Source organism: Streptomyces sp. NPDC006552, from assembly GCF_040611655.1.
Taxonomy (GTDB): Bacteria; Actinomycetota; Actinomycetes; order Streptomycetales; family Streptomycetaceae; genus Streptomyces.
Map to the genome: position 1 here is coordinate 22,225 of NZ_JBEXOS010000030.1, position 25,174 is coordinate 47,398.

23 protein-coding genes are annotated in these 25,174 nt (G+C 72.4%); 15 read left to right on the plus strand and 8 right to left on the minus strand.

The genetic code is table 11. The annotated features are described in order from the left end of the window. Nucleotides 1-9 precede the first annotated feature (9 nt). On the minus strand, nt 10-1,443 hold the full coding sequence (locus ABZY33_RS18765; protein WP_356492764.1) for an amino acid permease: 1,434 nt from the start codon (nt 1,441-1,443) through the stop codon (nt 10-12). Nucleotides 1,444-1,632: 189 nt separating this feature from the next. On the opposite strand from ABZY33_RS18765, the gene ABZY33_RS18770 reads away from it, so the two are divergent. Then, complete coding sequence (locus ABZY33_RS18770; RefSeq protein ID WP_356492705.1) at nt 1,633-2,871, plus strand: TerD family protein; 1,239 nt, start codon at nt 1,633-1,635, stop codon at nt 2,869-2,871. A 7-nt stretch (nt 2,872-2,878) separates the two neighbouring features. On the opposite strand, the gene ABZY33_RS18775 is transcribed toward ABZY33_RS18770, so the two are convergent. From ABZY33_RS18775 to ABZY33_RS18805, 7 genes are all read right to left on the minus strand, one after another. Then, nucleotides 2,879-3,100: a hypothetical protein gene (locus ABZY33_RS18775; RefSeq protein ID WP_356492706.1), complete on the minus strand. Its 222-nt coding sequence runs from the start codon at nt 3,098-3,100 to the stop codon at nt 2,879-2,881. A gap of 42 nt (nt 3,101-3,142) precedes the next feature. Continuing rightward, entirely contained in the window at nt 3,143-4,132 is a 990-nt protein-coding gene (locus ABZY33_RS18780; protein WP_356492707.1) for a zinc-dependent alcohol dehydrogenase family protein, read from the minus strand. After that, nucleotides 4,129-4,962: a carbohydrate ABC transporter permease gene (locus ABZY33_RS18785; RefSeq protein ID WP_356492708.1), complete on the minus strand. Its 834-nt coding sequence runs from the start codon at nt 4,960-4,962 to the stop codon at nt 4,129-4,131. The genes ABZY33_RS18780 and ABZY33_RS18785 overlap by 4 nt, the downstream gene beginning before the upstream one ends. Beyond that, complete coding sequence (locus ABZY33_RS18790; protein WP_356492709.1) at nt 4,959-5,906, minus strand: sugar ABC transporter permease; 948 nt, start codon at nt 5,904-5,906, stop codon at nt 4,959-4,961. The genes ABZY33_RS18785 and ABZY33_RS18790 overlap by 4 nt, the downstream gene beginning before the upstream one ends. Then, nucleotides 5,903-7,276 (minus strand): sugar ABC transporter substrate-binding protein, encoded by a 1,374-nt coding sequence (locus ABZY33_RS18795; protein WP_356492710.1) that lies wholly within the window; start codon nt 7,274-7,276, stop codon nt 5,903-5,905. The genes ABZY33_RS18790 and ABZY33_RS18795 overlap by 4 nt, the downstream gene beginning before the upstream one ends. A 99-nt stretch (nt 7,277-7,375) precedes the next feature. Further along, nucleotides 7,376-8,137: a DeoR/GlpR family DNA-binding transcription regulator gene (locus ABZY33_RS18800; protein ID WP_356492711.1), complete on the minus strand. Its 762-nt coding sequence runs from the start codon at nt 8,135-8,137 to the stop codon at nt 7,376-7,378. A gap of 268 nt (nt 8,138-8,405) precedes the next feature. After that, complete coding sequence (locus ABZY33_RS18805; RefSeq protein ID WP_356492712.1) at nt 8,406-9,260, minus strand: NAD(P)-dependent oxidoreductase; 855 nt, start codon at nt 9,258-9,260, stop codon at nt 8,406-8,408. A 201-nt stretch (nt 9,261-9,461) separates the two neighbouring features. On the opposite strand from ABZY33_RS18805, the gene ABZY33_RS18810 reads away from it, so the two are divergent. The 14 genes from ABZY33_RS18810 to ABZY33_RS18875 all read left to right on the plus strand — a co-directional run bounded on the left by ABZY33_RS18810 (nt 9,462) and on the right by ABZY33_RS18875 (nt 25,120). After that, the gene (locus ABZY33_RS18810; RefSeq protein WP_356492713.1) at nt 9,462-10,415 is read left to right on the plus strand and encodes a 5-dehydro-4-deoxyglucarate dehydratase; all 954 of its coding nucleotides are present in this window, start codon (nt 9,462-9,464) and stop codon (nt 10,413-10,415) included. Next, nucleotides 10,412-11,572 (plus strand): hypothetical protein, encoded by a 1,161-nt coding sequence (locus ABZY33_RS18815; RefSeq protein ID WP_356492714.1) that lies wholly within the window; start codon nt 10,412-10,414, stop codon nt 11,570-11,572. The genes ABZY33_RS18810 and ABZY33_RS18815 overlap by 4 nt, the downstream gene beginning before the upstream one ends. A gap of 106 nt (nt 11,573-11,678) precedes the next feature. Beyond that, nucleotides 11,679-12,269: a TIGR03086 family metal-binding protein gene (locus tag ABZY33_RS18820; RefSeq protein WP_356492715.1), complete on the plus strand. Its 591-nt coding sequence runs from the start codon at nt 11,679-11,681 to the stop codon at nt 12,267-12,269. 295 nt (nt 12,270-12,564) lie between these two features. Continuing rightward, nucleotides 12,565-13,227 (plus strand): GntR family transcriptional regulator, encoded by a 663-nt coding sequence (locus tag ABZY33_RS18825; RefSeq protein WP_356492716.1) that lies wholly within the window; start codon nt 12,565-12,567, stop codon nt 13,225-13,227. Further along, entirely contained in the window at nt 13,224-14,129 is a 906-nt protein-coding gene (locus tag ABZY33_RS18830; RefSeq protein ID WP_356492717.1) for a dihydrodipicolinate synthase family protein, read from the plus strand. The genes ABZY33_RS18825 and ABZY33_RS18830 overlap by 4 nt, the downstream gene beginning before the upstream one ends. Further along, nucleotides 14,126-15,865: an L-arabinonate dehydratase gene (araD, locus tag ABZY33_RS18835; RefSeq protein WP_356492718.1), complete on the plus strand. Its 1,740-nt coding sequence runs from the start codon at nt 14,126-14,128 to the stop codon at nt 15,863-15,865. The genes ABZY33_RS18830 and araD overlap by 4 nt, the downstream gene beginning before the upstream one ends. An 87-nt stretch (nt 15,866-15,952) precedes the next feature. Next, entirely contained in the window at nt 15,953-16,882 is a 930-nt protein-coding gene (locus ABZY33_RS18840) for a sugar ABC transporter permease (RefSeq protein ID WP_356492719.1), read from the plus strand. Between the two features lie 17 nt (nt 16,883-16,899). Then, nucleotides 16,900-17,790 (plus strand): carbohydrate ABC transporter permease, encoded by an 891-nt coding sequence (locus tag ABZY33_RS18845; protein WP_356492720.1) that lies wholly within the window; start codon nt 16,900-16,902, stop codon nt 17,788-17,790. Further along, entirely contained in the window at nt 17,787-18,989 is a 1,203-nt protein-coding gene (locus tag ABZY33_RS18850; RefSeq protein WP_356492721.1) for a Gfo/Idh/MocA family oxidoreductase, read from the plus strand. Before ABZY33_RS18845 ends, ABZY33_RS18850 begins: the two co-directional genes overlap by 4 nt. A gap of 8 nt (nt 18,990-18,997) precedes the next feature. After that, nucleotides 18,998-19,846 carry a PmoA family protein gene (locus ABZY33_RS18855; protein WP_356492765.1) on the plus strand — a complete coding sequence of 283 codons (849 nt, stop codon included), beginning with the start codon at nt 18,998-19,000 and terminating at the stop codon, nt 19,844-19,846. After that, nucleotides 19,843-21,426: a family 43 glycosylhydrolase gene (locus ABZY33_RS18860; RefSeq protein ID WP_356492722.1), complete on the plus strand. Its 1,584-nt coding sequence runs from the start codon at nt 19,843-19,845 to the stop codon at nt 21,424-21,426. Before ABZY33_RS18855 ends, ABZY33_RS18860 begins: the two co-directional genes overlap by 4 nt. After that, nucleotides 21,423-22,772 (plus strand): sugar ABC transporter substrate-binding protein, encoded by a 1,350-nt coding sequence (locus ABZY33_RS18865; protein WP_356492723.1) that lies wholly within the window; start codon nt 21,423-21,425, stop codon nt 22,770-22,772. The genes ABZY33_RS18860 and ABZY33_RS18865 overlap by 4 nt, the downstream gene beginning before the upstream one ends. Before the next feature lie 106 nt (nt 22,773-22,878). Then, nucleotides 22,879-23,703, plus strand: a complete 825-nt coding sequence (locus tag ABZY33_RS18870; protein WP_356492724.1) for a rhamnogalacturonan acetylesterase — start codon at nt 22,879-22,881, stop codon at nt 23,701-23,703. A 145-nt stretch (nt 23,704-23,848) separates the two neighbouring features. Beyond that, complete coding sequence (locus tag ABZY33_RS18875; protein WP_356492725.1) at nt 23,849-25,120, plus strand: polysaccharide lyase family 1 protein; 1,272 nt, start codon at nt 23,849-23,851, stop codon at nt 25,118-25,120. Nucleotides 25,121-25,174 lie beyond the last annotated feature (54 nt).

The following is a 25,174-nucleotide window of genomic DNA, read 5'->3' on the forward strand; positions in this document are numbered from 1 at the left end:
GACGGGGTCTCAGCCCAGCGGGTCCACCGGAGGCGCCTCCCGTTCGGCGGCGATCCGGTGGACCCGTCGCCGTACCAGGAACCAGCCGCCCGTCAGGGCGAGCGCGACGGGGACCAGGAGCAGGACCGTGTCGCGGCCCGCGCCGTCCGTGTCGAACCACATCATCACGAGCACCGCGAGCAGGAACGCGATCGTCACCAGCTCGATCCACGGCGAGCCCCACAGCCGGAACGCGGGCCGGTGCACGAGCCCCTCCTTCGAGCGGCGGACGAACACCAGGTGGCAGAGCATGATCATGCACCAGGCGGAGATGACACCGAGCGAGGCGACGTTCGTGACGATGCCGAAGGCGTCGTCGGGCAGCCACGCGTTCAGGGCGACGCCGAGCAGCGCCACCGTCGACGTCAGCAGGATGCCCGCGTACGGCACGTGGCTGCGGCTCATCCGGGCGGTGAAGGAGGGCGCCGAACCGGCCATCGCCATCGAGCGCAGGATGCGGCCGGTCGTGTAGAGGCCGGAGTTGAGCGAGGACATCGCGGCCGTCAGCACGACCAGGTTCATGATGCCGCCCGCCGCCGGCACCCCGATCTTCGACAGCACCGTCACGAACGGGCTCTGGTCCGCCGAGTACGCCGTCCACGGCAGCAGCAGCGTCAGCATCACCACCGAGCCGACGTAGAAGATGCCCACCCGCCACATGATCGAGTTCACCGCCTTGGGCACCACCGTCCCCGGGTCGGCCGTCTCGCCCGCCGTCACGCCCACCATCTCGACCGCCGAGTACGCGAAGATCACCGTCTGCGTGATCAGGACGACGGGCAGCACCCCCAGCGGGAACCAGCCGCCGTGGTCGCTGATGAGCGACAGGCCGGGCGCCTGGCCCTGGATCTCCGCGGGAGAGGCCAGGTAGAAGACGCCGATCAGCAGGAACGCGACGATCGCGGTGACCTTGACGATGGCGAACCAGAACTCCATCTCGCCGAAGCTCTTCACGGAGATCAGGTTCACGGTGAGCACGATCGCCAGCGCGATCGCCGCGAGCACCCACTGCGGCACCGACGTGAACATCGACCAGTAGTGCACGTACAGCGCGATCGCGGTGATGTCGGCCATCCCGGTGGTCGACCAGTTCAGCACGTACATCCAGCCCGCGACGTACGCCCCCTGCTCGCCCAGGAACTCGCGGGCGTAGCTGACGAACGAACCCGACGAGGGGCGGTGCACGACGAGCTCACCCAGGGCCCGCACCACGAAGAAGGCGAAGACACCGCAGACGGCGTACGCGATGGCCAGCGCGGGCCCCGCCTTGGCGAGGTTGCCGCCCGCACCGAGAAAGAGACCCGTGCCGATCGCGCCGCCGATCGCGATCATGCTGATGTGCCGCGGTCTGAGCGCCTTGCTGTACCCGAGGTCACCCGCGTCGGCGACGCCTTCGGCGGTGATCGGATCGTCCGGCGGTACGCCATGGGGGGTGCTTTTGTGCGGATTCACGCCGGAAACTCTCGCATCGGACGGCGCCGCACCGGCCCCGCCCGTGGGCGATCCGTGCGGTGTCGCTCGTACGGGTGAGCCGGGACGGGAAAAGGTTCTGGGTAAGGGAACGGCAAAGCGGAGCCGCTCGTTACCCCTGGCATGACAGCTATGACCCCAGGTTCGAACATCCCGCTCACGGCGGTGCGGGTGGCGGTGGACGTCTCCGCCCCCGTGCGGCTCGACGTGTCGGGCCTGCTGCTCACCGCCGACGGCAAGGTGCGCTCGGACGACGACTTCATCTTCTACAACCAGCCGGCCGGCCCCGGTGTCACGTACACGTCGGGCGGTGGCACGAGCCCCGACGCGATCACGGTGGACACGGCCGCCGTGCCGCCGGGCATCGAGAAGATCGTCGTCACCGCGAGCCCCGACGCCGCGGGCCAGACCTTCCAGGGCATCGAGCCGACGGCCACGGTGCGCGACGCGGACGACGGGTCGGTCCTCGCCACGTTCACGCCCCCGCAGCTCGGCGCGGAGACGGCGCTGGTCGTCATGGAGGTCTATCTGCGCGGCGGCGCGTGGAAGGCCCGCGCGGTCGGCCAGGGGTACGCGGACGGCCTCGCCGGGATCGCCACCGACTTCGGCGTATCGGTCGAGGAGCCGGCCGCGCCCGCCGCCCCGCCTGTCGCCGCCCCGGCGGCGAGCCCGGCCGCCGCCATGCCCGCGCCGACCACCCCGCCGGTCGACCCGCGCCTCGCCCCGCCCCCGCCGCCCGCCGCGCCCCCGGCCGCCGCGCCCGCCGCCCCCGCGCCCGGCGCCGGGAAGATCAACCTGGACAAGGGCCGCGTCTCCCTCCAGAAGAACCAGACGGTCTCCCTGGTCAAGGGTGGCAAGCCGCTGCTGAGCCAGGTCAAGATGGGGCTCGGCTGGGAGCCCGCCTTCCGCGGCAAGGACATCGACCTGGACGCGTCGGTCATCGCGTACGGGCCGCAGCGCAACCACGTGGACAGCTGCTACTTCGGCAAGCTGTCGATCGTGAACGGCGCGATCAAGCACTCCGGTGACAACCTCACGGGGGAGGGCGCCGGTGACGACGAGGTGATCGTCGTCGACCTCGGCCGGCTGCCGCAGGACGTCACGGGCCTGGTCTTCACGGTGAACTCGTTCTCGGGCCAGAAGTTCACGGAGGTCGCCAAGGCGTACTGCCGTCTGCTGGACGCCGCGACCGGCGAGGAGCTGGTCCGCTTCGACCTGACGGGCGCGGAGCCGCAGACCGGCGTGATGATGGCCAAGCTCATCAAGCAGTTCTCCGGCGAGTGGGAGATGACGGCGATGGGCGACTTCGTCAAGTCGCGCACCGTGCGCGGCATGGTCAAGCCGGCCGCCCAGGCGCTCTGAGGTCCGGCTACCGCTGGTTGCGCGGATGGGAGCGGGCCCGGCGCTCGTTCCCGTGGCGGTAGTTCCCGGTCCAGCGGGCCATGACCAGCTGAGCGTCCCCGGCGGTCACCTCGGCCAGGAACCGCGCGGCCCGCGCGCCGCGCAGCACGCCGGCGTCGCGCCCGGCGTGGCTGAGGGTGACGCTGCCGTCGGCGCGCTCGCAGTAGGTGAATCCCTGAGGTCTCGGCACGGTCGGGAGCGTAGCGCCGACCGTGCCGGGACCGACACCGGATTACGGTACGACGACGATCTTGCGGCCCACCCCGGACGCGAACTGGTCGAGCGCCTGCGGGTACTGGTCGAGCGGGAGCCGGTCGCTGATGAAGACCTCCGGGTCGAGGACCCCGCCCGCGAAGAGTTCCGCGGCCCGCTCGTAGCTGTGCAGCACCGCCATCGAGCCGGTGATGGTGATCTCCTGGTTGTAGATGCGGTACGGGTCGATCTCCACCCGGGTCGCGTAGTCCGCGACGCCGAACTGGAGGAAGGTGCCCGCCTTGGCGACCCGGCCGAGGCCGTCCTGGATCGCCGCCGCGTTGCCCGTCGCGTCGATCACCACGTCCCAGCCCTCGGGCCGGTCCAGCTCGTCCGGGCCCGCGGCGGACGCCGAGACCCCGAGCTGCTTGGCCGTCGCGAGCCGCTCCGGGTTGAGGTCCACCACGTCGACCGTGGCCGCGCCGGTCCGCTTGGCCAGCTCCAGCATCATCAGCCCCATGGTCCCCGAGCCGTAGATGAGCACGTGCGAGCCGAGCCGGGAGCGCAGCACGTCGTAGCCGCGCACCGCGCAGGACAGTGGTTCGATGAGGGCCGCGTCCTGGGTGCGGACGTGGTCGGGCAGGCGGACGCAGTTGGCGACGGGTGCCAGCGCGTACTGGGCCGCGCCGCCCGCCGTGGTGACGCCGATCGCCGCCCAGCGCTCGCAGAGGTTGCCGCGTCCTGCCCGGCAGAAGCGGCACTCGTGACAGTGGAGCGAGGGGTCGACCGCGACCCGGTCGCCGACCCGCACCTCGGTGACGGCGCTGCCGACCTCGGCCACCGTGCCCGCGAACTCGTGGCCCGGCACCACCGGCAGCGTGGGGGCGAACTCGCCCTGGCGGATGTGCAGATCCGTGCCGCACAGGCCGCAGGCCGCCACCTCCACGACGACGTCCCGGGGGCCCGGCGTGGGATCGGGCACCTCGCCGACGACGACCTTGCCGACGGACTCGACGATCGCGGCCTTCATTTCACAGCTCCCAACGAGAGGCCCTGGACCAGCTTGTCCTGGGCGGCGAACCCCGCGGCGAGCACCGGCAGGGAGATCACGAGCGACGCGGCGCACACCTTCGCCAGGAACAGCCCCTGACTGGTGATGAAGCCGGTCAGGAAGACGGGCGCGGTCTGGGCGACGACACCCGTGAGCACCCGCGCGAAGAGGAGTTCGTTCCAGCTGAAGATGAAGCAGATCAGCGCGGTCGCCGCGATGCCGGGCAGCGCGATCGGGGCGACGACCCGGGTGAGGACCGTGGGCAGCCGCGCCCCGTCGATCTGGGCCGCCTCGATGACCGCGACCGGCACCTCCGCGAGGAACGACTGCATCATCCACACCGCGATCGGCAGGTTCATCGACGTGTAGAGGATGACGAGCAGCCAGATGTTGTCCAGGAAGTCGGTGTTCTTCGCGAACAGGTAGATGGGGAGCAGGCCCGCGACGACGGGGAGCATCTTCGTGGAGAGGAAGAAGAACAGGACGTCCGTCCACTTCTTCACCGGGCGGATCGACAGCGCGTACGCCGCGGGCAGGGCCAGGAGCAGGACGAAGAGCGTCGAGGCCAGCGAGGCGACCGTGGAGTTGATCAGCGCGGGCCAGGGGCTCGCGCCGCCGCCCGCGCCGAAGAAGTCGCGGTAGCCGTCGAGGGTGAGCGAGGCGGCGAAGGACGGCGGGTTGGTCGCCGCGTCCTCCTCGGTGTGGAAGGAGGTCAGGGTCATCCAGGCGATGGGCAGGAAGAAGACGATGCCCAGCAGCCAGGCGGCCAGGCCGAGGCCCTTGCTCCGGAAGAAGCCGGTGAACGTCATCCGCGTGACACCTCCTCACGGAACAGGGACGACACGACGCGCAGCGCGAAGGTCGCGATGATGAGCGAACCGATGACGACCAGGACGCCGGCGGCCGAGGCGAGGCCGTTCTCGTGGGCCTGGTAGAAGCTCTGGTAGACGGTGTAGGGCAGGTTGGCGGTGCCCAGGCCGCCCGAGGTGAGGGTGAAGACCGCATCGAAGTTCTGCACGATGTAGATCGAGCCGAGCAGCGCGCCCAGTTCGAGGTAGCGGCGCAGGTGCGGCAGCGTGAGGTGGCGGAAGACCTGCCAGGGGCCCGCCCCGTCCATCCGGGCCGCCTCGATGAGTTCGGGGGAGCGCGACTGGAGCCCCGCCAGCAGGATCAGCATCATGAACGGCGTCCACTGCCAGATCAGCGACATCTCGACCGCGAGCAGCGGGGTGTTGGAGATCCAGTCGGGCTGCGGTCCGCCGACGTAGTGCAGCAGGCCGTTGAGCAGCCCGTACTCGGGGTTGTAGAGGACGTGCTTCCACAGCAGGGCGGCCGCCACCGGCACCACCAGGAACGGCGCGATGAGCAGGGTGCGGACCAGGCCGCGCCCCTTGAACTTGCGGTCCAGGAGCAGCGCGAGGCCGAGCCCGGCGACGAGGCTCACCAGGACGACCGTGGCGGTCAGGACGATGGTGGTCAGGACGGACTTGCGCAGGTCGGCGTCGGTGAGGACCTCCGCGTAGTTCCCGAACCAGGTGAAGTGCCGGGCGTCCGGGTACAGCGCGTTCCAGTCGAAGAGGGAGATCACCAGCGTGGCCACGAACGGCAGCTGGGTCACGACGATCATGAAGACCAGGGCGGGCAACAGCGGGGCCCGGGTGGCCCAGGCGCGCAGCCGGTGGGGCGTCGGCCGGGAGGCGGGCGCGCGGGTCCGGGCGAGGGTGGCCGGGGGCGCGGTCGGTGTGGTCGTCATCGGCCCTCGTACTCCTTCGTGATCTCGGAGGCGAGTTTCTGGGACTTCTTCAGGGCCGAGCCGACGGACTGGCGTCCGGCGACGGCCGCGCTGATCTCCTGCGAGACCTTGGTGCCGAGATCGGTGAACTCGGGGATGCCGACGAACTGGATGCCGGGCGCGGGCCGCGGCTGCACGCCCGGGTCGCGCGGTTTCGCGCCCTCGATGGCGGTGCGCGTCACGTCCACGAAGGCGGCGGCTTCGGAGCGGTAGGCGGGGATCTCGTACGTCGAGGCGCGCTTGCCGGCGGGCACGTCGGACCAGCCGACCTTCTCCCCGACGAGCTTCTCGTACTCCTTGCCCGACGCCCAGGAGATGAATTTCCAGGCCTTGTCGGGGTGGGGGGAGGCTTTCTGCAGGCCCCAGGCCCAGGTGTAGAGCCAGCCGCTGTTCTCCGTCTTCTCGACGGGCGCGGAGACGTAGCCGATCTTGCCCTTGACCGGGGAGTTGGCGGACTCCAGCGAACCGGCCGCCGAGGTCGCGTCGTACCACATGGCGGTCTTGGACTGGGTGAGGTTGTTGAGGCACTCGGCGAAACCGGACTGGGCGGCGCCCGACTCGCCGTGCTCGCGCACGAGGTCCACGTAGAACTTCGTGGCGTCTTTGAAGCCCTTGTCGTCCAGGCGCGCGGTCCAGTCCTTGTCGAACCAGGTGCCGCCGAAGGTGTTCACGACCGTCGTCAGCGGCGCCATCAGCTCGCCCCAGCCGGGCAGGCCGCGCAGGCAGATCCCCTTCATGCCGGACTGCGCGCCGTCCACCTTCGCCGCGAGGTCCGCGACCTGCCGCCAGGTCGGGTGCGCGGGCATCTTCAGGCCCTTCTCGGCGAAGACGTCCTTGCGGTACATGAGGAACGAGGACTCGCCGTAGAAGGGCTCCCCGTAGAGCTTGCCGTCGTCACCGGTGAGCGACTCGCGCATGGGTTCCAGGATGTCCTGCTGGTCGAAGCGGGCGTCCTTGCGCGCGTACGGGCCGAGTTCACGCAGCCAGCCGTTGCGGGCGTAGATGGGGATCTCGTAGTTGCTGAGCGTCGCCACGTCGTACTGGCCGGCCTGGTTGGCGAAGTCCTGGCTGATCTTGTCGCGGACGTCGTTCTCCGGCAGGACCGTGAAGTTCACTTTGATACCGGTCTCGCGGGTGAAGTAGCGGGCGGTGAGCTTCTGCAACTCGGTCATCTGCGGGTTGTTCACCATCAGTACGTTGATGGCGTCGCCGCCCGTACCGAGCCCGCCCGCGCCGGCCCAGCAGCCGGACAGGAGGGGGGTGAGCAGCGTCCCTGCGGCGGCCGTCGCGAGCAGGGCGCCCGGTGGCCTCCGTCGGCTCTGGGTTCGCATCGAAGCTCCTGGACTTGTCGAGCGTACGGGGAGAAAAAGGGCATGCCTGGGGGACCGGCTGCCCGACAGGTGGTGCGGTGCGTGCGGTGGGGCGGCGGGTCAGACGCGGATGACCTGCGGGCCCATGAGCGAGTACCGGTGCGCCTCGGAGGTGGGCAGCTGGCTGCCCGTGACGATCGCCTCCAGCGCGCCGACCGGTGCGAACCGGCAGAAGCTGACCGCGCCGAACTTGGTGTGCACGCCCGCGAAGACCGTGCGCCGCGCGGCCCGGATCGCCTGTGCCTTCACCTCGCTGACCGCCGGGTCGGGGGTGGTCAGGCCATGGTCGCGGGAGATGCCGTTGGCGCCGATGTAGGCGAGGTCGAGGACGAAACCGGCCAGCATCTTCGTCGTCCAGTGGTCGACGGTGGCGAGCGTGCCGGCGCGGACCCGGCCGCCGAGCAGCAGCACGGTGGTGTTGTCGGCCTCGGCGAGCGCGCCGGCGGTGGCGAGGGAGGCGGTGACGACGGTCAGCGGCCGGTCGCGGGGGAGCGCCTCGGCGATCAGCTGCGGGGTGAACCCCTCGTCGACGAAGACCGTCTCGGCGTCCCCGAGCAGATCGGCGGCGGCCGTCGCGATCCGCCGCTTCTCCGGCACGTGCATCGTGGTGCGGAAGGCGAGCGTCGTCTCGAACCCGGCGCTCTCCACCGGATACGCCCCGCCGTGGGTGCGCCGGACCAGGCCGTGGTCCTCCAGTGCGCGCAGATCGCGGCGGACGGTCTCCTTCGCGACGCCCAGCTCGACGGCGAGTTCCGTGACGTCGACGGAGCCGGTGCGGCGTGCCGTGCGCACGATCTCCCGCTGGCGTTCCTCCGCGCTCATGCCGTTTCGCCTCCCTGGACCGGCCCCGTTGCCCGTTCGGGCCCTGAACGGCCCGCACCGGAAGTTCTACCGGCGCCGGGCGGTGGTGACCAGGTCTGTCGCGGACTCGATACTGCCCGTCTGGGCCCGTTCGGAGTTCCCGCTGACCGCCGCGGACCTGCGGGGAAGCCCGCGGACGTGTGGGTTCGGGCGCCGCGGATGCCCGAACACGGCGGCGGGCGGGCCCGTTTCGGGCCCGCCCGCCGTCCTCACCGGGTGATCGGGGTGGTCAGTGCGGCCAGATCGGCGGGTCGTTGACGAAGCGGCCGCCCATGTACAGGTGGGCGGGGTTCTCGTCGCTGAGGGGGCCGAACTCGGCGAGCAGCTTCGGCGCGTACTCCTCGGAGTCGTCCTGCGGTGCGTAGCCGAGGGCGCGGGCGCTCGACAGGTCCCACCACAGGCGGGTGTTGGCCGAGGAGCCGTAGACGACGGTGTGGCCGACGCCCTGGGCGCTCAGGGCCGCGTGGAAGAGGCGGGCCCCGTCCGCCGGGCTCAGCCACACCGACATCATGCGCACGTCGGTCGGCTCCTTGAAGCAGGATCCGATCCGCACCGACACCGTCTCCTGGCCGAACTTGTCCCAGTAGAACTGGGCGAGGTCCTCGCCGAACGACTTCGACAGGCCGTAGTACGTGTCCGGACGGCGCGGCGTCTCCACCGGGACCAGCGGCGCGCCGTCCTCGGTGCGCGGGCGCGGGGTGAAGCCGATCGCGTGGTTGGAGGAGGCGAAGACGACCCGGGGCGCGACGCCGTCCGCCCGGCTGTCCGCCTCGGCGCGCAGCGCCTCGTACAGGTGGTAGGTGCCCTTGATGTTCGACTCGAGGATCTTCTCGAAGGTCGACTCCAGGGAGATGCCGGCCAGGTGCAGCACGCCGTCGACGCCGCGCACGGCCTCCCGCAGCGCCTCCGTGTCGTTCAGATCGGCGACGATGGCGTCCGGCGCGTCCGGGACCGGGCGGACGTCGAGCAGCCGCAGCGCGTATCCGTACTCGGGCAGCAGCTCGCGCATCAGGGTGCCGAGACCGCCGGCGGCGCCGGTGAGCAGAAGGGTGCGGGGTCCGGGGGGCGGCGGGGACACTGGCATGTACGTGATCTCCGTGTCTGTGAGCTGCATTCACATTCGTGGTCGCGGACGAAACGCTAAGGAGCGGCGTCCTGGCCCGTCAAGGGTCGGGTGCCCGCGGTGAGTTCGGATGCTTGACCGTCCCCTTTGGGGCGGCTTACGGTGAGCGCGTTCAGAAATATAGACGCGGATCATAAACGTGCACATGCTCAGGGAGAGCCCGTGACGACGCCCCCTCAAGACCCCCTCGCCGCCCGCCTCAGCGTCCCCAGCGGGCCGCTGTTCTTCCCCGTGACCGCGTACGGACCCGACGGCGCCCTCGACCTCGACACCTACCGCACCCATGTGCGGCGCGGCGTCGAGGCCGGGGCCGCCGCCGTCTTCGCCTGCTGCGGCACGGGGGAGTTCCACGCGCTCGCCCCCGAGGAGTTCGAGGCCTGCGTCGCGGCCGCGGTCGAGGCGGCCGGGGGCCGGGTGCCGGTCGTCGCCGGCGCGGGGTACGGCACGGCGCTCGCCGTCCAGTTCGCGCGCCGCGCGGAGCGGGCGGGCGCCGACGCCCTGCTCGCCATGCCGCCCTACCTCGTGGCCGCCGGCCAGGAGGGACTGCTGCGGCACTACACCGAGCTGGCCGAGGCGACCTCGCTCTCCCTCATCGTCTACCAGCGGGACAACGCCGTCTTCACGCCGCCGACCGTCGTCGCCTTCGCCCGCCACCCCAAGATCCTCGGCCTCAAGGACGGCCTCGGCGACCTCGACCTGCTCCAGCGCATCGTCAGCGCCGTACGCACCGAGGCGCCAGGAGACTTCCTCTACTTCAACGGCCTGCCGACCGCCGAACTGACCGGCCCCGCCTACCGGGCGCTCGGTATCACCCTCTACTCCTCCGCCGTCTTCTGCTTCGCGCCCGACCTCGCCCAGGCCTTCCACAAGGCGCTGCGCACGGGCGACGACGAGACCGTGCGGCGGCTGCTCGACGGCTTCTACCGGCCGCTCGTCGAACTGCGCAACCAGGGCAAGGGGTACGCGGTCTCCCTGGTGAAGGCCGGGGTCCGGCTGCGCGGGCTCGACGTCGGCGAGGTGCGCCCGCCGCTCCAGGAGCCGACCGAGGAGCACATCAAGCAGCTGACCGAACTCATCGAGCGCGGCCAGACCCTGCTGGAAGGGGGCGGCGCGTGAAGACCTCCGCGTTCGTCTATCCCTGGGACGTCGTCGGCGACCCGGACGCCGCCCGCCGCATCGCGGACCTCGGCGTCCAGCAGGTCACCCTCGCCGCCGCCTACCACTCCACCCGCGCCCTCACCCCGCGCCACCCGCGCCACCGCATCGTCACCGCCGAGCACGCCGCCGTGCTCTACCCGGCCGGCGAGGAGCGCTGGCGGGGCCGGGAGCTGCGGCCCTACGCGGCCGGCGACTGGGCCCCGGGGGACGCCTACGGGGAGGCGGCCGCCGCACTGCGGGACGCCGGGCTCTCCGTCCACACCTGGGTCGTCCTCGCCCACAACTCCCGGCTCGGCGCCGAACACCCCGCCACCTCGGTCCGCAACGCCTACGGTGACCGCTACCCCTGGGCCCCCTGCATCGCCCAGGCCGCCACCCGCGCCTACCTCGTCGACCTCGCCGCCGAGGCCGCCACCCGGCCCGGCGCCGACGGCACCGAGCTGGAGTCGCTCGGCTGGTACGGCCTCGCCCACCTGCACGCCCACGACAAGACCGCGGGCGTCGGCCTCGGCGAGGCCGGGCAGTACCTGATGTCGCTGTGCTTCTGCGCCGACTGCCACCAGGGGTACGCCGGGCACGGCCTGGACGGGGACGAGCTGGCGCGGGCCGTGCGCGCCGCCCTGGAACCCCTGTGGCGCGGCGAGGCCGGCGACGACGGCTGGGCGACGGTGGAGAAACTGCTCGGCGCCGCGACCGCGACCGCCACCCGCGCCTACCGCGACGCCACCGCCCGGGGCCTCCAGGAGGCCGCCGTGGCCGCGGTCCGGGCGGCGGCACCGGCCGGATTCCAGGTGCTGCTCCACGCCGACCCCGTCTCCTACCACTGCGGCGCCAACGTGGGCGTCGACCCCGCCCACATCCTGTCCGTCGCCGACGGCGTCGTCGTCCCGTGCACGGGCGGCGCCGCTCTGGTACGCCCCTTCGCCGAGCAGGGCACGGGCGTCGTCGCCGCGAACCTGACCGTCGTACGCGGCATGGGCGGCAGCCCCGCCACCCTCGCCGAGGATGCCCGCGCCGCCCGCGACCTGGGCGCCGACCAGCTGCGTCTCTACCACGCGGGGCTCGCCTCGGACGCGGACCTGACGGCGGTGCGGGAGGCGCTGGGACAGCTGTGAGAGGGCGGCGCGCAGCGGAGGACCCGCCGCGCCGATGAGTTCCGGGCCGCGCACCGGTCTGCACCGGTGAAGCACTCCGCACTCACCGGAAGGGTCACCGTTCGCCATGAGTGACACCACAGTCGACCTCGGCCCGCAGGCCCGTGTCGTCGCGCGCCTCGCCGACGCCGTCCGCGACGACCAGCTCGGGCTGCCCACCCCGTGCCCCGACTACGCCGTGCGGGAGCTGCTCGGCCACCTCGTCGGCCTGGCCGCCGGGCTGCGTGCCGCCGGACGCAAGGAGAGCGCGGGGACCGCGACGGACCCCGGCGCCACGCTGCCCGAACTCGGCCCGGACTGGCGCGCCGCGCTGCCCGAGGCGCTGGACGAGCTCGTCGCCACCTGGCGCGCGCCCGCCGCCTGGCAGGGCATGACGCGGGCCGGCGGCCTCGACCTGCCCGGCGCCGTCGCGGGCCTGGTCACCGCCGACGAGCTGGTCGTGCACGGCTGGGACCTGGCCCGCGCCACCGGGCAGGCGTACGCGCCCGACGAGGCAGCGCTGAAGGCCGCCCACGGCCTCCTCGCCCCGGCCGCGCCCGGCGAGGGCGGTGAGGGCGGTGACGGCCTGTTCGGGCCGGTCGTGCCGGTGCCCGCCGGTGCCTCGCTCCTCGACCGCGTCATCGGCCTCGCCGGCCGCGACCCGGCCTGGACGCCCTGACCCGCCCCACCCCGCATCACCCCAACTGCCCTCTGCCCGCGCGCCCTTGGCCGCCCGCAGGGGGCAGTCGCCGGTTCCGGAAGTCGTCCGGACTTCTTTTGTCGGAAGCGTTGACGTCGAGGCGCGGTGCTTCTAGCTTCATCGCGTCGTACTTCGTACGTCATATATGAGACGCGATACGCGATACGTCATACCCGATACGCCACACCCCGCTACGTCGTACCGGATACGCCATACGCGATCCGCCACCACGCGATCCGCACCACGCGAGACGACACAGAACCGAGAGGCGCGCATGACGTCAGTGCCCACTCCGATCCCCTCCCGTACGCAGTACGTTCAGGACGAGATCAAGCACCGCATCCTGACCGGACAGCTGAGCCCGGGACAGGCACTGGTGGAGAGCGACCTCGCCGCGCAGTTCGGGGTCTCCAAGACGCCGGTGCGCGAGGCGCTCAAGACCCTGGCCGGGACCGGACTCGTCGTGATGAGCCAGTACAAGGGCGTCACGGTGCGGATGGTGGACGCGGACATGGCCCGCGAGGTCTACGACGTGCGGCTGCTGCTCGAACCGGAGGCGCTGCGCCGCACCGTGCACCGCCGCGCCTCCCTCGACGCCGCCCGCGAGGCCCTGGAGAGCGCCGCCACCGCCACCGACACCGCCCAGCGCTCGCTGGCCAACCGGGAGTTCCACCGCGCGCTCTACGTGCCGTGCGGCAACCCGCTGCTCGGCAAGATGCTCGACGAGGTCCGCGACCAGGCCGCCCTGGTCTCCGCGGTGGCCTGGGCGGCGCACCCGTCCTGGGAGCGGGAGGCCGCCGAGCACCGCGAGATCCTGCAACTCGCCCTCGCCGGCGACGCGCAAGGTGCCTCGCGGGCGCTGCGGGACCACATCGCGTCGTTCGTGCGGCGGGCCTTCCCCGAGGTCCGGGACGACGAGGGCGGGCAGCGCTCATGACCGGGTTCGAGACCCAGCGGGCCGCGCTGGCCGAGGTCGTCGCGATCCCCGTGACCCCGTTCGCCGCGGACGGTTCGATCGACGAAGCCGCGTACACGGCCCTGCTGGAGCGGCTCGTCGGCGCCGGGGTGCGCACCCTCACGCCGAACGGGAACACCGGCGAGTTCTACGCCCTGACCCCGCGGGAGCGGCGCCGGGTCACCGAGCTGACCGTGGCCGCGGCGGGGGAGCGGGCCGCGGTCCTGGTCGGGGTCGGCCACGACGTGCCGACCGCCGTCGAGGCCGCCCGCCACGCCCGCGACCTGGGCGCCCACATGGTGATGGTGCACCAGCCCGTGCACCCGTACGTCTCCGACGGCGGCTGGGTCGACTACCACCGCGCCATCGCCGAGGCCGTGCCCGAGACCGGCGTGGTCCCGTATCTGAAGAACGCCGCGCTGCCCGGCGCCCGCCTGGCCGAACTCGGCGCGGCCTGCCCGAACGTGATCGGCGTCAAGTACGCCGTCCCGGACGCGGCCCGGTTCGCGGCCTTCGCCCGGGACGCGGGCCTGGACCGGTTCGTCTGGGTCGCCGGCCTCGCCGAACCGTACGCGCCGTCCTACTACTCGGCCGGCGCCACCGGCTTCACCTCGGGCCTGGTGAACGTCGCCCCCGGCGTCTCGCTGTCCATGATCGAAGCGCTTCGATCCGGCGACTACCCCAAGGCCATGAAGGTCTGGGAGCAGATCCGCCGCTTCGAGGAGCTGCGCGGCGCCGACGCCTCCGCCAACAACGTCACCGTCGTCAAGGAAGCCCTCGCCTCGCTCGGCCTGTGCCGCCGTGACGTCCGGCCGCCCAGCCGCGAGCTGCCCGAGGCGGAGCGCGCCGAGGTGGCCGCCATCGCGGCGGGGTGGTCGATATGACCGGCGCCCGCCCCCGGCTCGCCCCCGAGGACCTGCGCTCGCACCAGTGGTTCGGCACCGAGGGCGCCCTGCGCACCTGGTCGCACAATGCCCGCATGCGCCAGCTCGGCTACGAGGCCGAGGAGTACCGGGGCCGCCCGGTCATCGCCGTCCTCAACACCTGGTCCGACATCAACCCCTGCCACGTCCACCTGCGCGAGCGCGCCGAGGCCGTCAAGCGGGGCGTGTGGCAGGCGGGCGGCTTCCCGATGGAGTTCCCCGTCGCCACGCTGTCGGAGACGTACCAGAAGCCGACCCCGATGCTCTACCGCAACCTGCTCGCCATGGAGACCGAGGAGCTGCTGCGCTCCTACCCGGTCGACGCGGCGGTCCTGCTCGGCGGCTGCGACAAGTCGACACCCGCGCTGCTCATGGGCGCCACCTCCGCCGACGTCCCCGCCCTCTTCGTGCCCGCCGGGCCGATGCTGCCCGGCCACTGGCGCGGCGAGACCCTCGGCTCCGGCACCGACATGTGGAAGTACTGGGACGAGCACCGGGCCGGGAACCTCACCGACTGCGAACTGCGGGAACTGCAGGGCGGGTTGGCGCGCTCACCCGGGCACTGCATGACCATGGGGACCGCCTCCACGATGACCGCCGCGGCCGAGGCGCTCGGGATGACGCTGCCCGGCGCCTCGTCGATCCCCGCGGTCGACTCGGCGCACGAGCGGATGGCCGCCGCCTCCGGACGGCGCGCCGTCGAGATCGCCTGGACCGCGCTGAAGCCGTCCGAGATCCTCACGGCCGACGCCTTCGAGGACGCCGTCACCACCGTGCTCGGCCTCGGCGGCTCGACCAACGCCGTGATCCACCTGATCGCCATGGCGGGCCGGGCCGGGGTCCGCCTCGCGCTCGACGACTTCGACCGGATCGCGCGCACCGTGCCCGTCCTCGCCAACGTGCGGCCGGGCGGACAGACGTACCTGATGGAGGACTTCTACTTCGCCGGCGGCCTGCCCGCCTTCCTCTCGCGCATCCCCGACCTGCTCCACCTGGACCGGCCGACGGTCAACGGCCGCTTCGGCGAGCAGATCGCGGGCGCCGTCGTCCACGACGACGACGTCATCCGCACCCGCGCCGACCCCCTCGCGCCCGAGGGCGGCGTCGCCGTGCTGCGCGGCAACCTCTGCCCCGACGGCGCCGTCATCAAGCACATCACCGCCGCACCGCACCTGCTGAAGCACACCGGCCCCGCTGTCGTCTTCGACGACTACAAGACGATGCAGCGCACCATCGACGACCCGGACCTCGGCATCACCGCCGACACCGTCCTCGTCCTGCGCGGCTCCGGCCCCAGGGGCGGCCCCGGCATGCCGGAGTACGGGATGCTGCCGATCCCCGGCCACCTGCTCAAGCAGGGCGTCCGCGACATGGTGCGGATCTCCGACGCCCGGATGAGCGGCACGAGCTACGGGGCGTGCGTGCTGCACGTCGCCCCCGAGTCGTACGTCGGCGGCCCCCTCGCGCTGGTCCGCACCGGCGACAGCGTCACCCTCGACGTCGAGGCCCGCGTCCTGCACCTCGACGTCGACGACGCGGAGCTGGAGCGCAGGCGGGCCGAGTGGACCGCGCCGCCCGAGCGCTTCGAGCGCGGCTACGGGGCGCTCTACAACGAGCAGATCACGCAGGCCGACACCGGCTGCGACTTCGCCTTCCTGGCCAGGCCGGGCAAGGTCCCCGATCCCTACGCGGGCTGACCCCCTCTAGCACCGCCACCGCCACCGCCCCGCGCCCAGACCCACCGCACCCTCTCTGGAAAGCGCTTTCACGAACGGAGTCCAGTCATGGCCCAAGCCACTGCCGTGGCGAAAGCCCCGCCCGCCCGGCGCCGCACGTCGGCCACCCCGCGCCGGCTGCCGTACCTGCTGATCGCGCCCGCCGGGCTGCTGATGCTGGGCTTCATCGCGTACCCCGTGCTCAGCGTCTTCTACTACAGCCTCCAGCACTACAACCCCACCAAACCCTGGCGCAACGGCTTCGCGGGCCTGGACAATTTCGTCACCGCCTTCACCGACGATCCCGACTTCTGGAGCACGCTCGGCTTCAGCCTCCAGTGGGTCGTCGTGCAGGTGGTGCTCCAGCTGCTGCTCGGGCTCGGCCTCGCGCTCGTCGTCAACCAGACGTTCGTGGGCCGGGCGATGGCCCGCGCGCTGGTCTTCTCGCCCTGGGCCGTCTCCGGCGTGCTCACCTCCGCCGTCTGGATGCTGCTCTACAACTCCCAGACAGGCGTCACCCGTTACCTCGCCGACCTGGGCGTGGGCAGCTACGGCACCTCGTGGCTCTCGGACACCGCCACCGTCTTCCCGGCCGTCGTCACCGCCGAACTCTGGCGCGGCGTCCCCTTCTTCGCCATCCTCATCCTCGCCGACCTCCAGTCCGTCTCCAAGGACCTGTACGAGGCCGCCGAGGTCGACGGCGCGAGCCGCTTCCGGCAGTTCCTGCACATCACGCTGCCGCACCTGAAGGACGCGATCATCCTGTCCACGCTGCTGCGCGCGGTCTGGGAGTTCAACAACGTCGACCTGCTGTACACCCTCACCGGCGGCGGACCCGCGGGCGAGACGACCACCCTGCCCCTGCGCATCGCCTCCATCGCCGTCGACAGCCACGACTTCGGCTACGCGTCCGCGCTGACCTCCATCGCCTTCGTGATCCTCCTGTTCTGCTCGATGGTCTATCTGCGGCTGAGCAAGTTCGGGGGCCAGGAGAAGTGACCGTCAAGGAAGCCCCGATGACCACCACCGCACCCGCCGCCACCACGGCCGGCGGCCGGCACCGCCTCGCACCCCTCCCGCCCGGGAAGGGCCGCTCCTACGACGACGTGCCGCGCTGGCAGATCTACGTGCCGCTCGGCGTCTACCTCCTCTTCACGCTCGTCCCGTTCTACTGGATGCTGCTCTTCGCCTTCCGGCCCACCGGCTCCACCTCGCTCGTGCCGTGGCCGCTGACCTTCGACCACTTCGACAAGGTCTGGAACGAGCGCGCCTTCGCCACCTTCTTCCAGAACAGCCTGCTGGTCGGCGTCGCCTCGATGCTGATGACCACCGTCGTCGCGCTGGCCGGCGGCTACGCCCTGGCCCGCTTCGACTTCAAGATCAAGCAGGGCTTCATGCTGGCGCTGCTCTGCTCGCAGTTCATCCCCGGCGCCCTGATGCTGGTCCCGCTCTTCCAGATCTTCGCCAACCTCCAGATGATCAACTCGCTCGGCAGCGTCATCATCGCCGAGACCGTCTTCCAGCTGCCGCTCACGATGATCCTGATCAGCGGGTTCATCAAGAACGTGCCGCCCTCCCTGGAGGAGGCCGCCTGGGTCGACGGCTGCGGCCGCTTCCGCGCCTTCTGCGCCGTCGTCCTGCCGCTGCTGCGGCCCGGCCTCATCGCGGTGGGCTCCTTCGCCTTCGTGCACAGCTGGAACCACTTCCTGTTCGCGCTGATGTTCCTCTCCGACCAGGACAAGCAGACGATCCCCGTCGGCCTCGCCACGCTGATGGGCGCCGACTCCGTCGACCTGGGCGCGCTCGCCGCCGGCGGTGTCGTCGCGGCCGTGCCCGTGGTGATCGTCTTCGCCTTCATCCAGAAGTGGCTGGTCACGGGCTTCAGCGCCGGGGCGGTGAAGGGATGAGCGCCCCGCACGCCACGGAACCGGTCCCCGTCGTCCTCGCCGGGGCACGCGGCCACGGCCGCTGGCACCTGAACAACCTGCGCCGGCTCGCCGACGCGGGCCGCGTCAGCCTCGCCGGCGTCTGCGAGCTGACACCGCTGGACGCGGAGGAACTGGCCGGGTTCGGCGCCCCGCACCCGCCCGTCGCACAGGGCGACGACCTCGGGGCGCTGCTCGACGCGACCGGCGCCCGTGTCGCGATCATCTGCACCCCGATCCCCACCCACACCGACCTGGCCCTGACCGCCGCGCGCCGCGGCGTGCACCTGCTCCTCGAGAAGCCGCCCGCGCCGTCCTTCGCCGAGTACGAGCGGCTGGCCCGCGGCGTGGCCGAGGCGGGCGTCGCCTGCCAGATCGGGTTCCAGTCACTCGGCTCGCACGCGCTGGAGCCCATCCGCGACCTGGTACGCGAGGGCCACATCGGCGAACTCCTCGGCATCGGCGCCGCCGGGGCCTGGGTGCGCGACGAGGCGTACTTCCGCCGCGCCCCCTGGGCCGGCCGCCGCCGCCTCGACGACGGCACCGGACGGCGGACCGACGTCGTCGACGGCGTCCTCACCAACCCCCTCGCCCACGCCGTCTCCACCGCCCTCGCCCTCGCCGGGGCGAGCGGCGCCGACGACCTGAGCGCCCTGCGCACCGAGCTGTTCCGCGCCCACGCCATCGAGGCCGACGACACCTCCTACGTGGAGATGAGCACCCGGACCGGCACGCGCGTCACCGTCGCCGCGACGCTCTGCGCCGACCGGGCCGACGAACCGTACGTCCTCGTGCACGGCAGCCGCGGCCGCATCACCTTCTGGTACAAGCAGGACCGCGTCCTCGTGCAGCGCGCGGGACACGGGCCGCAGGAGACCGTGCACGGGCGCACCGACCTGCTGGAGAACCTCCTCGACCACCTGACGGCCGGCGCGGAACTCCTCGCGCCGCCCGCCACGACGGGCGCCTTCATGCGCGTCGTCGAAGCGGTCCGGCGCGCCCCCGACCCGGTGGCCCTGCCCGCGCAGGCCTGGCGCACCGCCCCCGGCACGGGCGACGGCGCCGTCCGCCGGATCGTGCACGGCATCGACGGACTCGTCGCCGCGAGTGCCGACTCCCTCACCGGCTACGCCGGGCTCGGCGCCGCCTGGGCCCGGCCAGGACTGGAGGCAGCATCGTGAGCCACCTCATGCGCCAGGTCACCGCCATGCCGACCCTGAACTGCGCGGGCCGCCCCGTCGCCCGCTACGACCTGCGCCCCGACGTGGGGCCCGGCCACGCGCCGCGCCCCAGCCTGCACCCCGTCAGCACGCTCGGCGGCACCCCGGTCACCGAGTCCGCCCCCGCCGACCACCTCCACCACCTCGGGGTGAGCGTCGCGGTCCCGGACGTCGCCGGGTACAACTTCTGGGGCGGTCGCACCTACGTCCGCGGCCGGGGCCCCACCGCCCTGGACAACCACGGCGAGCAGCGCCACCTCGCCTTCAAGCTGTGCGACCCCGACGGCTTCGTCGAGGACCTGGAGTGGACCGCCGGCGGCGGCCTCCTGCTGCGCGAGCGGCGCACCGTCGCCGCGTCCCCGCTGGGCCCGGACGCCTGGGCCCTGGACCTCACCTTCTCGCTGACCAACCCGGGTACCCAGGAGCTGAGCATCGGCAGCCCCGCCACGAACGGCCGCCCCGGCGCCGCCTACGGCGGGTTCTTCTGGCGCGCGCCCAAGGAGCGCCGGGCGCCCGCCGTCTTCACCGCCGCCCACCAGGGGGAGGCCGCCGTGCACGGCCGCACCGCTGACTGGCTGGCCCTGGCCGGTGGGGGCTGGACCCTGGTCTTCGCCGGCGCCACCGCCGAGACCCGCCGCGACCCCTGGTTCGTCCGCGCGGCGGAGTACCCGGGCGTCGGCTCCTCGCTCGCCTGCGACGCGCGGCTGCCGATCGCCGCGGGGGCCACCGTCGTGCGCCGCGTCGTCACGGTCGTCGCCGACGGCCGCCTGGACCGGGCCCGCGCCGCCGCCCTGGTCCGCCGGGCGGTGACCGCGTGAGCGCGCCGCGGCGCACCGGCGACCTGGGCGACGGGACGTACCGCAACCCGGTCCTCGCCGCCGACTGGTCCGACCCCGACGTGCTGCGCGTCGGCGACGACTTCTACCTCACCGCCTCCAGCTTCGGCCGCGCCCCGGGGCTGCCGCTGCTCCACTCCCGCGACCTCGTCAACTGGACCCTGCTCGGCCACGCCCTGGAGCGGCTCGAACCCGCCGAGGCGTTCACCGCGCCGCGCCACGACTGCGGCGTCTGGGCCCCTTCGCTGCGCCACCACGCGGGCCGCTTCTGGATCTTCTGGGGCGACCCCGACCACGGGGTGTTCCAGATCAACGCCCCCGCGATCAGGGGCCCGTGGAGCGCGCCGCACCTGCTCAAGGCGGGCAAGGGCCTGATCGACGCCTGCCCCCTGTGGGACGAGGAGAGCGGGGAGGCGTTCCTCGTGCACGCCTACGCCAAGTCGCGGGCCGGCGTCAAGAACCGGCTCACGGGTCACCGCATGAGCCCCGACGGCCGCGAACTCCTGGACGAGGGACGGGTGTTGATCGACGGCGACCAGCTGCCCGGCTGGTTCACCCTCGAAGGCCCGAAGGTGTACCGGCACGACGGCCACTACTGGATCTTCGCGCCCGCGGGCGGTGTGGAGAGCGGCTGGCAGGGCGCGTTCCGATCCCGTTCCTTCTTCGGCCCCTACGAGGAGAGGGTGGTGCTCGAACAGGGCGCAACCGGCGTCAACGGCCCCCACCAGGGCGGCTGGGTGCGCACCGGCGCCGGTGAGGACTGGTTCCTGCACTTCCAGCAGCGCGGCCCCTACGGACGCGTCGTGCATCTGCAGCCGATGCGCTGGGACGCGTCCGGCTGGCCGGTGCTCGGCGCCGGCGGCACCCCCGTCGACGTACACGCCAAACCCGCGCTGCCCGCGCAGCCGGTGACCGCGCCCGCCACCGACGACGACTTCCCCGGCGGCCGCTTCGGACGGCAGTGGCAGTGGACCGCCAACCCCCGCGACGGCTGGGCGAGCGCGCACGCGGGGGACGGGCTGCGGCTCACCTGCGTGCGCTCCCCGGACGGGGTGCGCGACCTGCGGCGCGTACCGCATCTGCTCACCCAGCGGCTGCCGCTGCGGCCGTCCCGGATCGAGGCCGGGCTGCGGCTCGCCGCCCCGGCCGCCGGCGCCAGGGCGGGGCTCGCGGTGCTCGGCGACGCCTACGCCTGGATCGGCCTGGAGCGCGCCGAGGACGGCACCGCCCGGCTCGTGCACCGGTTCGCCGAGCGGGCCGCCGACGCCGAACGCGCCGCCGCCACCGCGCGCCCGGCCCCGGACGGGACGGTCCGGCTGCGCGTCGACATCACCGACGGGGCGCGGTGCCGCTTCCGCGCCGACACCGGCGACGGCGCCGGTTTCCTCCCCTCCGGCCAGGTCTTCGCCGCGACGCCGTGGCGCTGGGTCGGCGCGCTGCTCGGCCTGTTCGCGGCGGCGCCGCCCGGCCCCGGTCCCGCCGGGACCGCTCTGTTCACGCACTTCAGGGTCGTCCCCGACCCCCACTCCCCGCTGGATCCAGAAGAAGAGAGCCGAACATGAACATCCGTACGCGCAGAGGCGCCTTCCGCACCGGCACCGCCCTCGCCGTGACCACCGTCCTCGCGCTCACCGCGACCGCCTGCGGCGACGACGGCAGCGGCGCGGGCGGCGACAAGGGCGACGAGGGCTCGGGCAAGGGCCGGATCACCTTCTGGGACAACAACACGGCCGTGCGCCGCGACGTCTGGATGGAGATCATCAAGGACTTCGAGAAGGCCAACCCCGACATCGAGGTCAAGTACGTCGGCATCCCCGCCGAGAACGTGCAGTCCAAGTACGACACCGCGATCCAGGGCGGCGGCCTGCCCGACGTCGGCGGCGTGGGCACCGCGATGCTCGCCGGGATCGCCGCGCAGGGCGCCCTCGAACCGCTCGACGACCGCCTCGCCACCAGCTCCCTCAACGGCAAGCTGAACGACGCCTTCGTGGACTCCGTGCAGGCGGCCGGCGGCTCGGGCTCGAAGCTGTTCACCGTCCCCACCTCGGCCAACAACGGCGTCCTGTACTACCGCACCGACCTGTTCAAGACGGCCGGCCTCCAGGCGCCGACGACGTGGACGAAGTTCTTCACCGCGGCGCAGAAGCTCACCGACACCGGCAAGAACCGGTTCGGCTACACCATCCGCGGCGGCGAGGGCTCCATCGCGCAGGCCCTCGACGTGATGTACGGGCAGAGCGGCATCACGTCCTTCTGGGACGAGAGCAACAGCAAGACGACCGTGAACGACCCGAAGAACGTCGCGGCGCTGGAGAAGTACGTCGGGCTCTACAAGAAGGCCACACCGGCCGCGGACGTCAACAACGACTTCACCAAGATGGTCGCGCAGTTCGACAGCGGCCAGATCGGCATGCTCAGCCACAACCTGGGCTCCTACGGCGACCACGTGAAGGCGTTCGGCGACAAGTTCCGCGGGCTGCCCAACCCGACCGGCGACGACGGCACCCGCGTCCAGGTCTCCAACCCCGTCGACGGACTCGCCCTGTTCAAGTCCGGCAAGAACAAGCAGGCCGCGTGGAAGTTCATCGAGTTCGCCGCCTCCCACGCGCAGAACAGCAAGTGGAACGAGTCGGCCAAGCAGATCCCGGCCAACACCGAGGCCGCCCAGGACGACTGGGTCCAGAAGTCGGAGCCGACCCGGCTCGCCGCGAAGGCCCTCTCCTCCGGCTCCACCAAGATCGTGCAGCTGCCCTACTACCTGCCGGACTGGAACACCGTCTCCAAGGCCGACAACGAGGACGACCTGCAGAAGGTCATGCTCGGCAAGGAGACGGCGAAGGAATTCCTCGACCACCTCGCCGACCAGCTGAACAAGGCGCAGGACGAGTGGAAGGCGCAGGCCAAGTAGGCGCCCCCCGACCGGTCCGGCGGCGGGATGTCACCCGCCCCGCCGCATCTCCCGCCGCCGGACCCACCATCCGTCTCCGGACGTTCACGAAAGGACGGCCCCCGCCGTGCCCACCACCCGCAGAACGGCCCTGGCCGCGTTCGGCGCACTCCCGCTGGCCGCGGCCGCCCCCACGCCGGCCACGGCCCGGCCCGCGCACGACGGCCGCCGGACCCTGTTCCTCGCGGGCGACTCCACCGCCGCCCAGAAGTACGCGGACGCCGCGCCGGAGACCGGGTGGGGCATGGCCCTGCCGTTCTTCCTCTCCGCGCGCCTCACGGTCGCCAACCACGCGGTCAACGGCCGCAGTTCGAAGAGCTTCGCCGACGAGGGACGCCTCGACGCGCTCCTGACCGCGGTGCGCCCCGGCGACCTCCTGCTCATCCAGTTCGCGCACAACGACGAGAAGAGCGCCGACCCGGCCCGCTTCACCGAACCCTGGACGACGTACCAGGAGTACCTGCGGCGCTACATCGACGGAGCCAGGGCCCGCGGCGCCCGCCCGGTCCTCGCCACCCCTGTGGAGCGCCGCAGGTTCGACGCCGCCGGCACCGCGCTGCCCACCCACGGCGACTACCCGGCGGCGATGCGGGCCCTCGCCGGGCAGGAGGGCGTCGCGCTCCTCGACATCCAGGCGCTCTCCCTCGCGCTGTGGCAGCGGCTCGGCGTCGAGGAGACGAAGACCTACTTCAACTGGACCGCCACCGAACAGGACAACACGCACACCGACCCGCCCGGCGCGATCGCCGTCGCCCGGCTCGTCGCCACCGAACTGCTGCGCCGGCGGGTGCTGCCCGCGCGTGACGTGCGCCGCCTCGGTGACGAGACCGACGCGCTGTCACCGCGGTGGCGGTCCCGGCTCAGCTGGCTGCCCGGCGCCACACCGGCGTGAGCGCGGCCCCGCACGGCGTCTCGTCCCGCACCTCCCGAACCCCGCGATTCCCGAACCCCCACCCTCCGAGATCCCGCCCCCGAAATCCCGCAAGGAGCGCCCAGTGAACTCCCGTAGATGTCATGATCGCGTCATATTCGGCGTCATGGGCTGCACCGCCCTCGTCCTCGCCACCACCGCGCTCGCCACCGGCACCGCCCAGGCGCATGGCCGGGACACCGCCCGCCAGACCCTGGCCCGCGGCGACGGCTGGGCCTCGGCGACCACCGGCACCACGGGCGGCGCGGCCGCCGAGCGGGTCTTCACGGTCACCACCTGGGCCGGCTTCAAGGCGGCCCTCGCCGAGGCCGGCACCGCCCCGCGGATCATCAAGGTCAGGGGCACGCTCGACGCGGACGGCGCGGACTGCTCCGATTTCGCCGCCGACGGCTATGACTTCGCGCGGTATCTGGCCGACTACGACCCGGCGGTCTGGGGCTACGACACGGACCTGGAGGCCGAGAAGGCGACCGCGGGCACCCAGGAGTACCTGCGCGACCGGTCCGCCGCCGCCCAGGCCAAGGCCGTCAAGGCGGCCGTCCCCGCCAACACCACGATCATCGGCGTCGGCCGCGGCGCGGGCATCACCGGCGGCAGCCTCCAGATCAACGGCGTCGACAACGTCATCGTGCGCGGCCTGACCCTGGAGTCCCCGCTCGACTGCTTCCCGCAGTGGGACCCGACCGACGGCGACACCGGCAACTGGAACTCCGAGTACGACGCGGCCGTGGTCTACAACGCCACCCACGTCTGGCTCGACCACAACACCTTCACCGACGGCGACCACCCCGACTCCACGCTGCCCGCGTACTACGGCCGCCTCTACCAGCAGCACGACGGCGAACTCGACGTCGTCAAGGGCGCCGACCACGTGACCGCGTCCTGGAACGTCTTCGAGGACCACGACAAGACGCTGATGATCGGCAACAGCGACGGCGCGGGCGCCACCGACGAGGGCAAGCTGCGGGTCACCCTCCACCACAACCTGTTCAGGAACCTCGTCGAGCGCGCCCCGCGCGTGCGCTTCGGACAGGTCGACGCCTACAACAACTCCTACGTCGCGAACGGCGACTTCGGGTACGCCTTCGGCATCGGCTTCAGATCGCAACTCGTCGCCGAGAAGAACGCGTTCACGCTGCCACGGGGCATCGGCGCCGGGACGGTCCTGCACCGGTGGAACGACTCCCCGGTCACCGCGGAGGGCAACCTGGTGAACGGTGTGCCGACCGACCTCGTCGCGGCGTACAACGCGGCGAACCCGGCGGCCCCGCTCTCCTCGGGCGCCGGGTGGAAGCCGGTGCTGCGCACGCAGGTGGACCCGGCGCGCGTGGTGACCCGGGTGGTCGCGCGCGGGGCCGGGGCGCAGCAGCTCCGCTGAGGTGACGTCGTCGTTCGGGCGCGGGGGCGCGCGGTCGCCCGCGCAGTTCCCCGC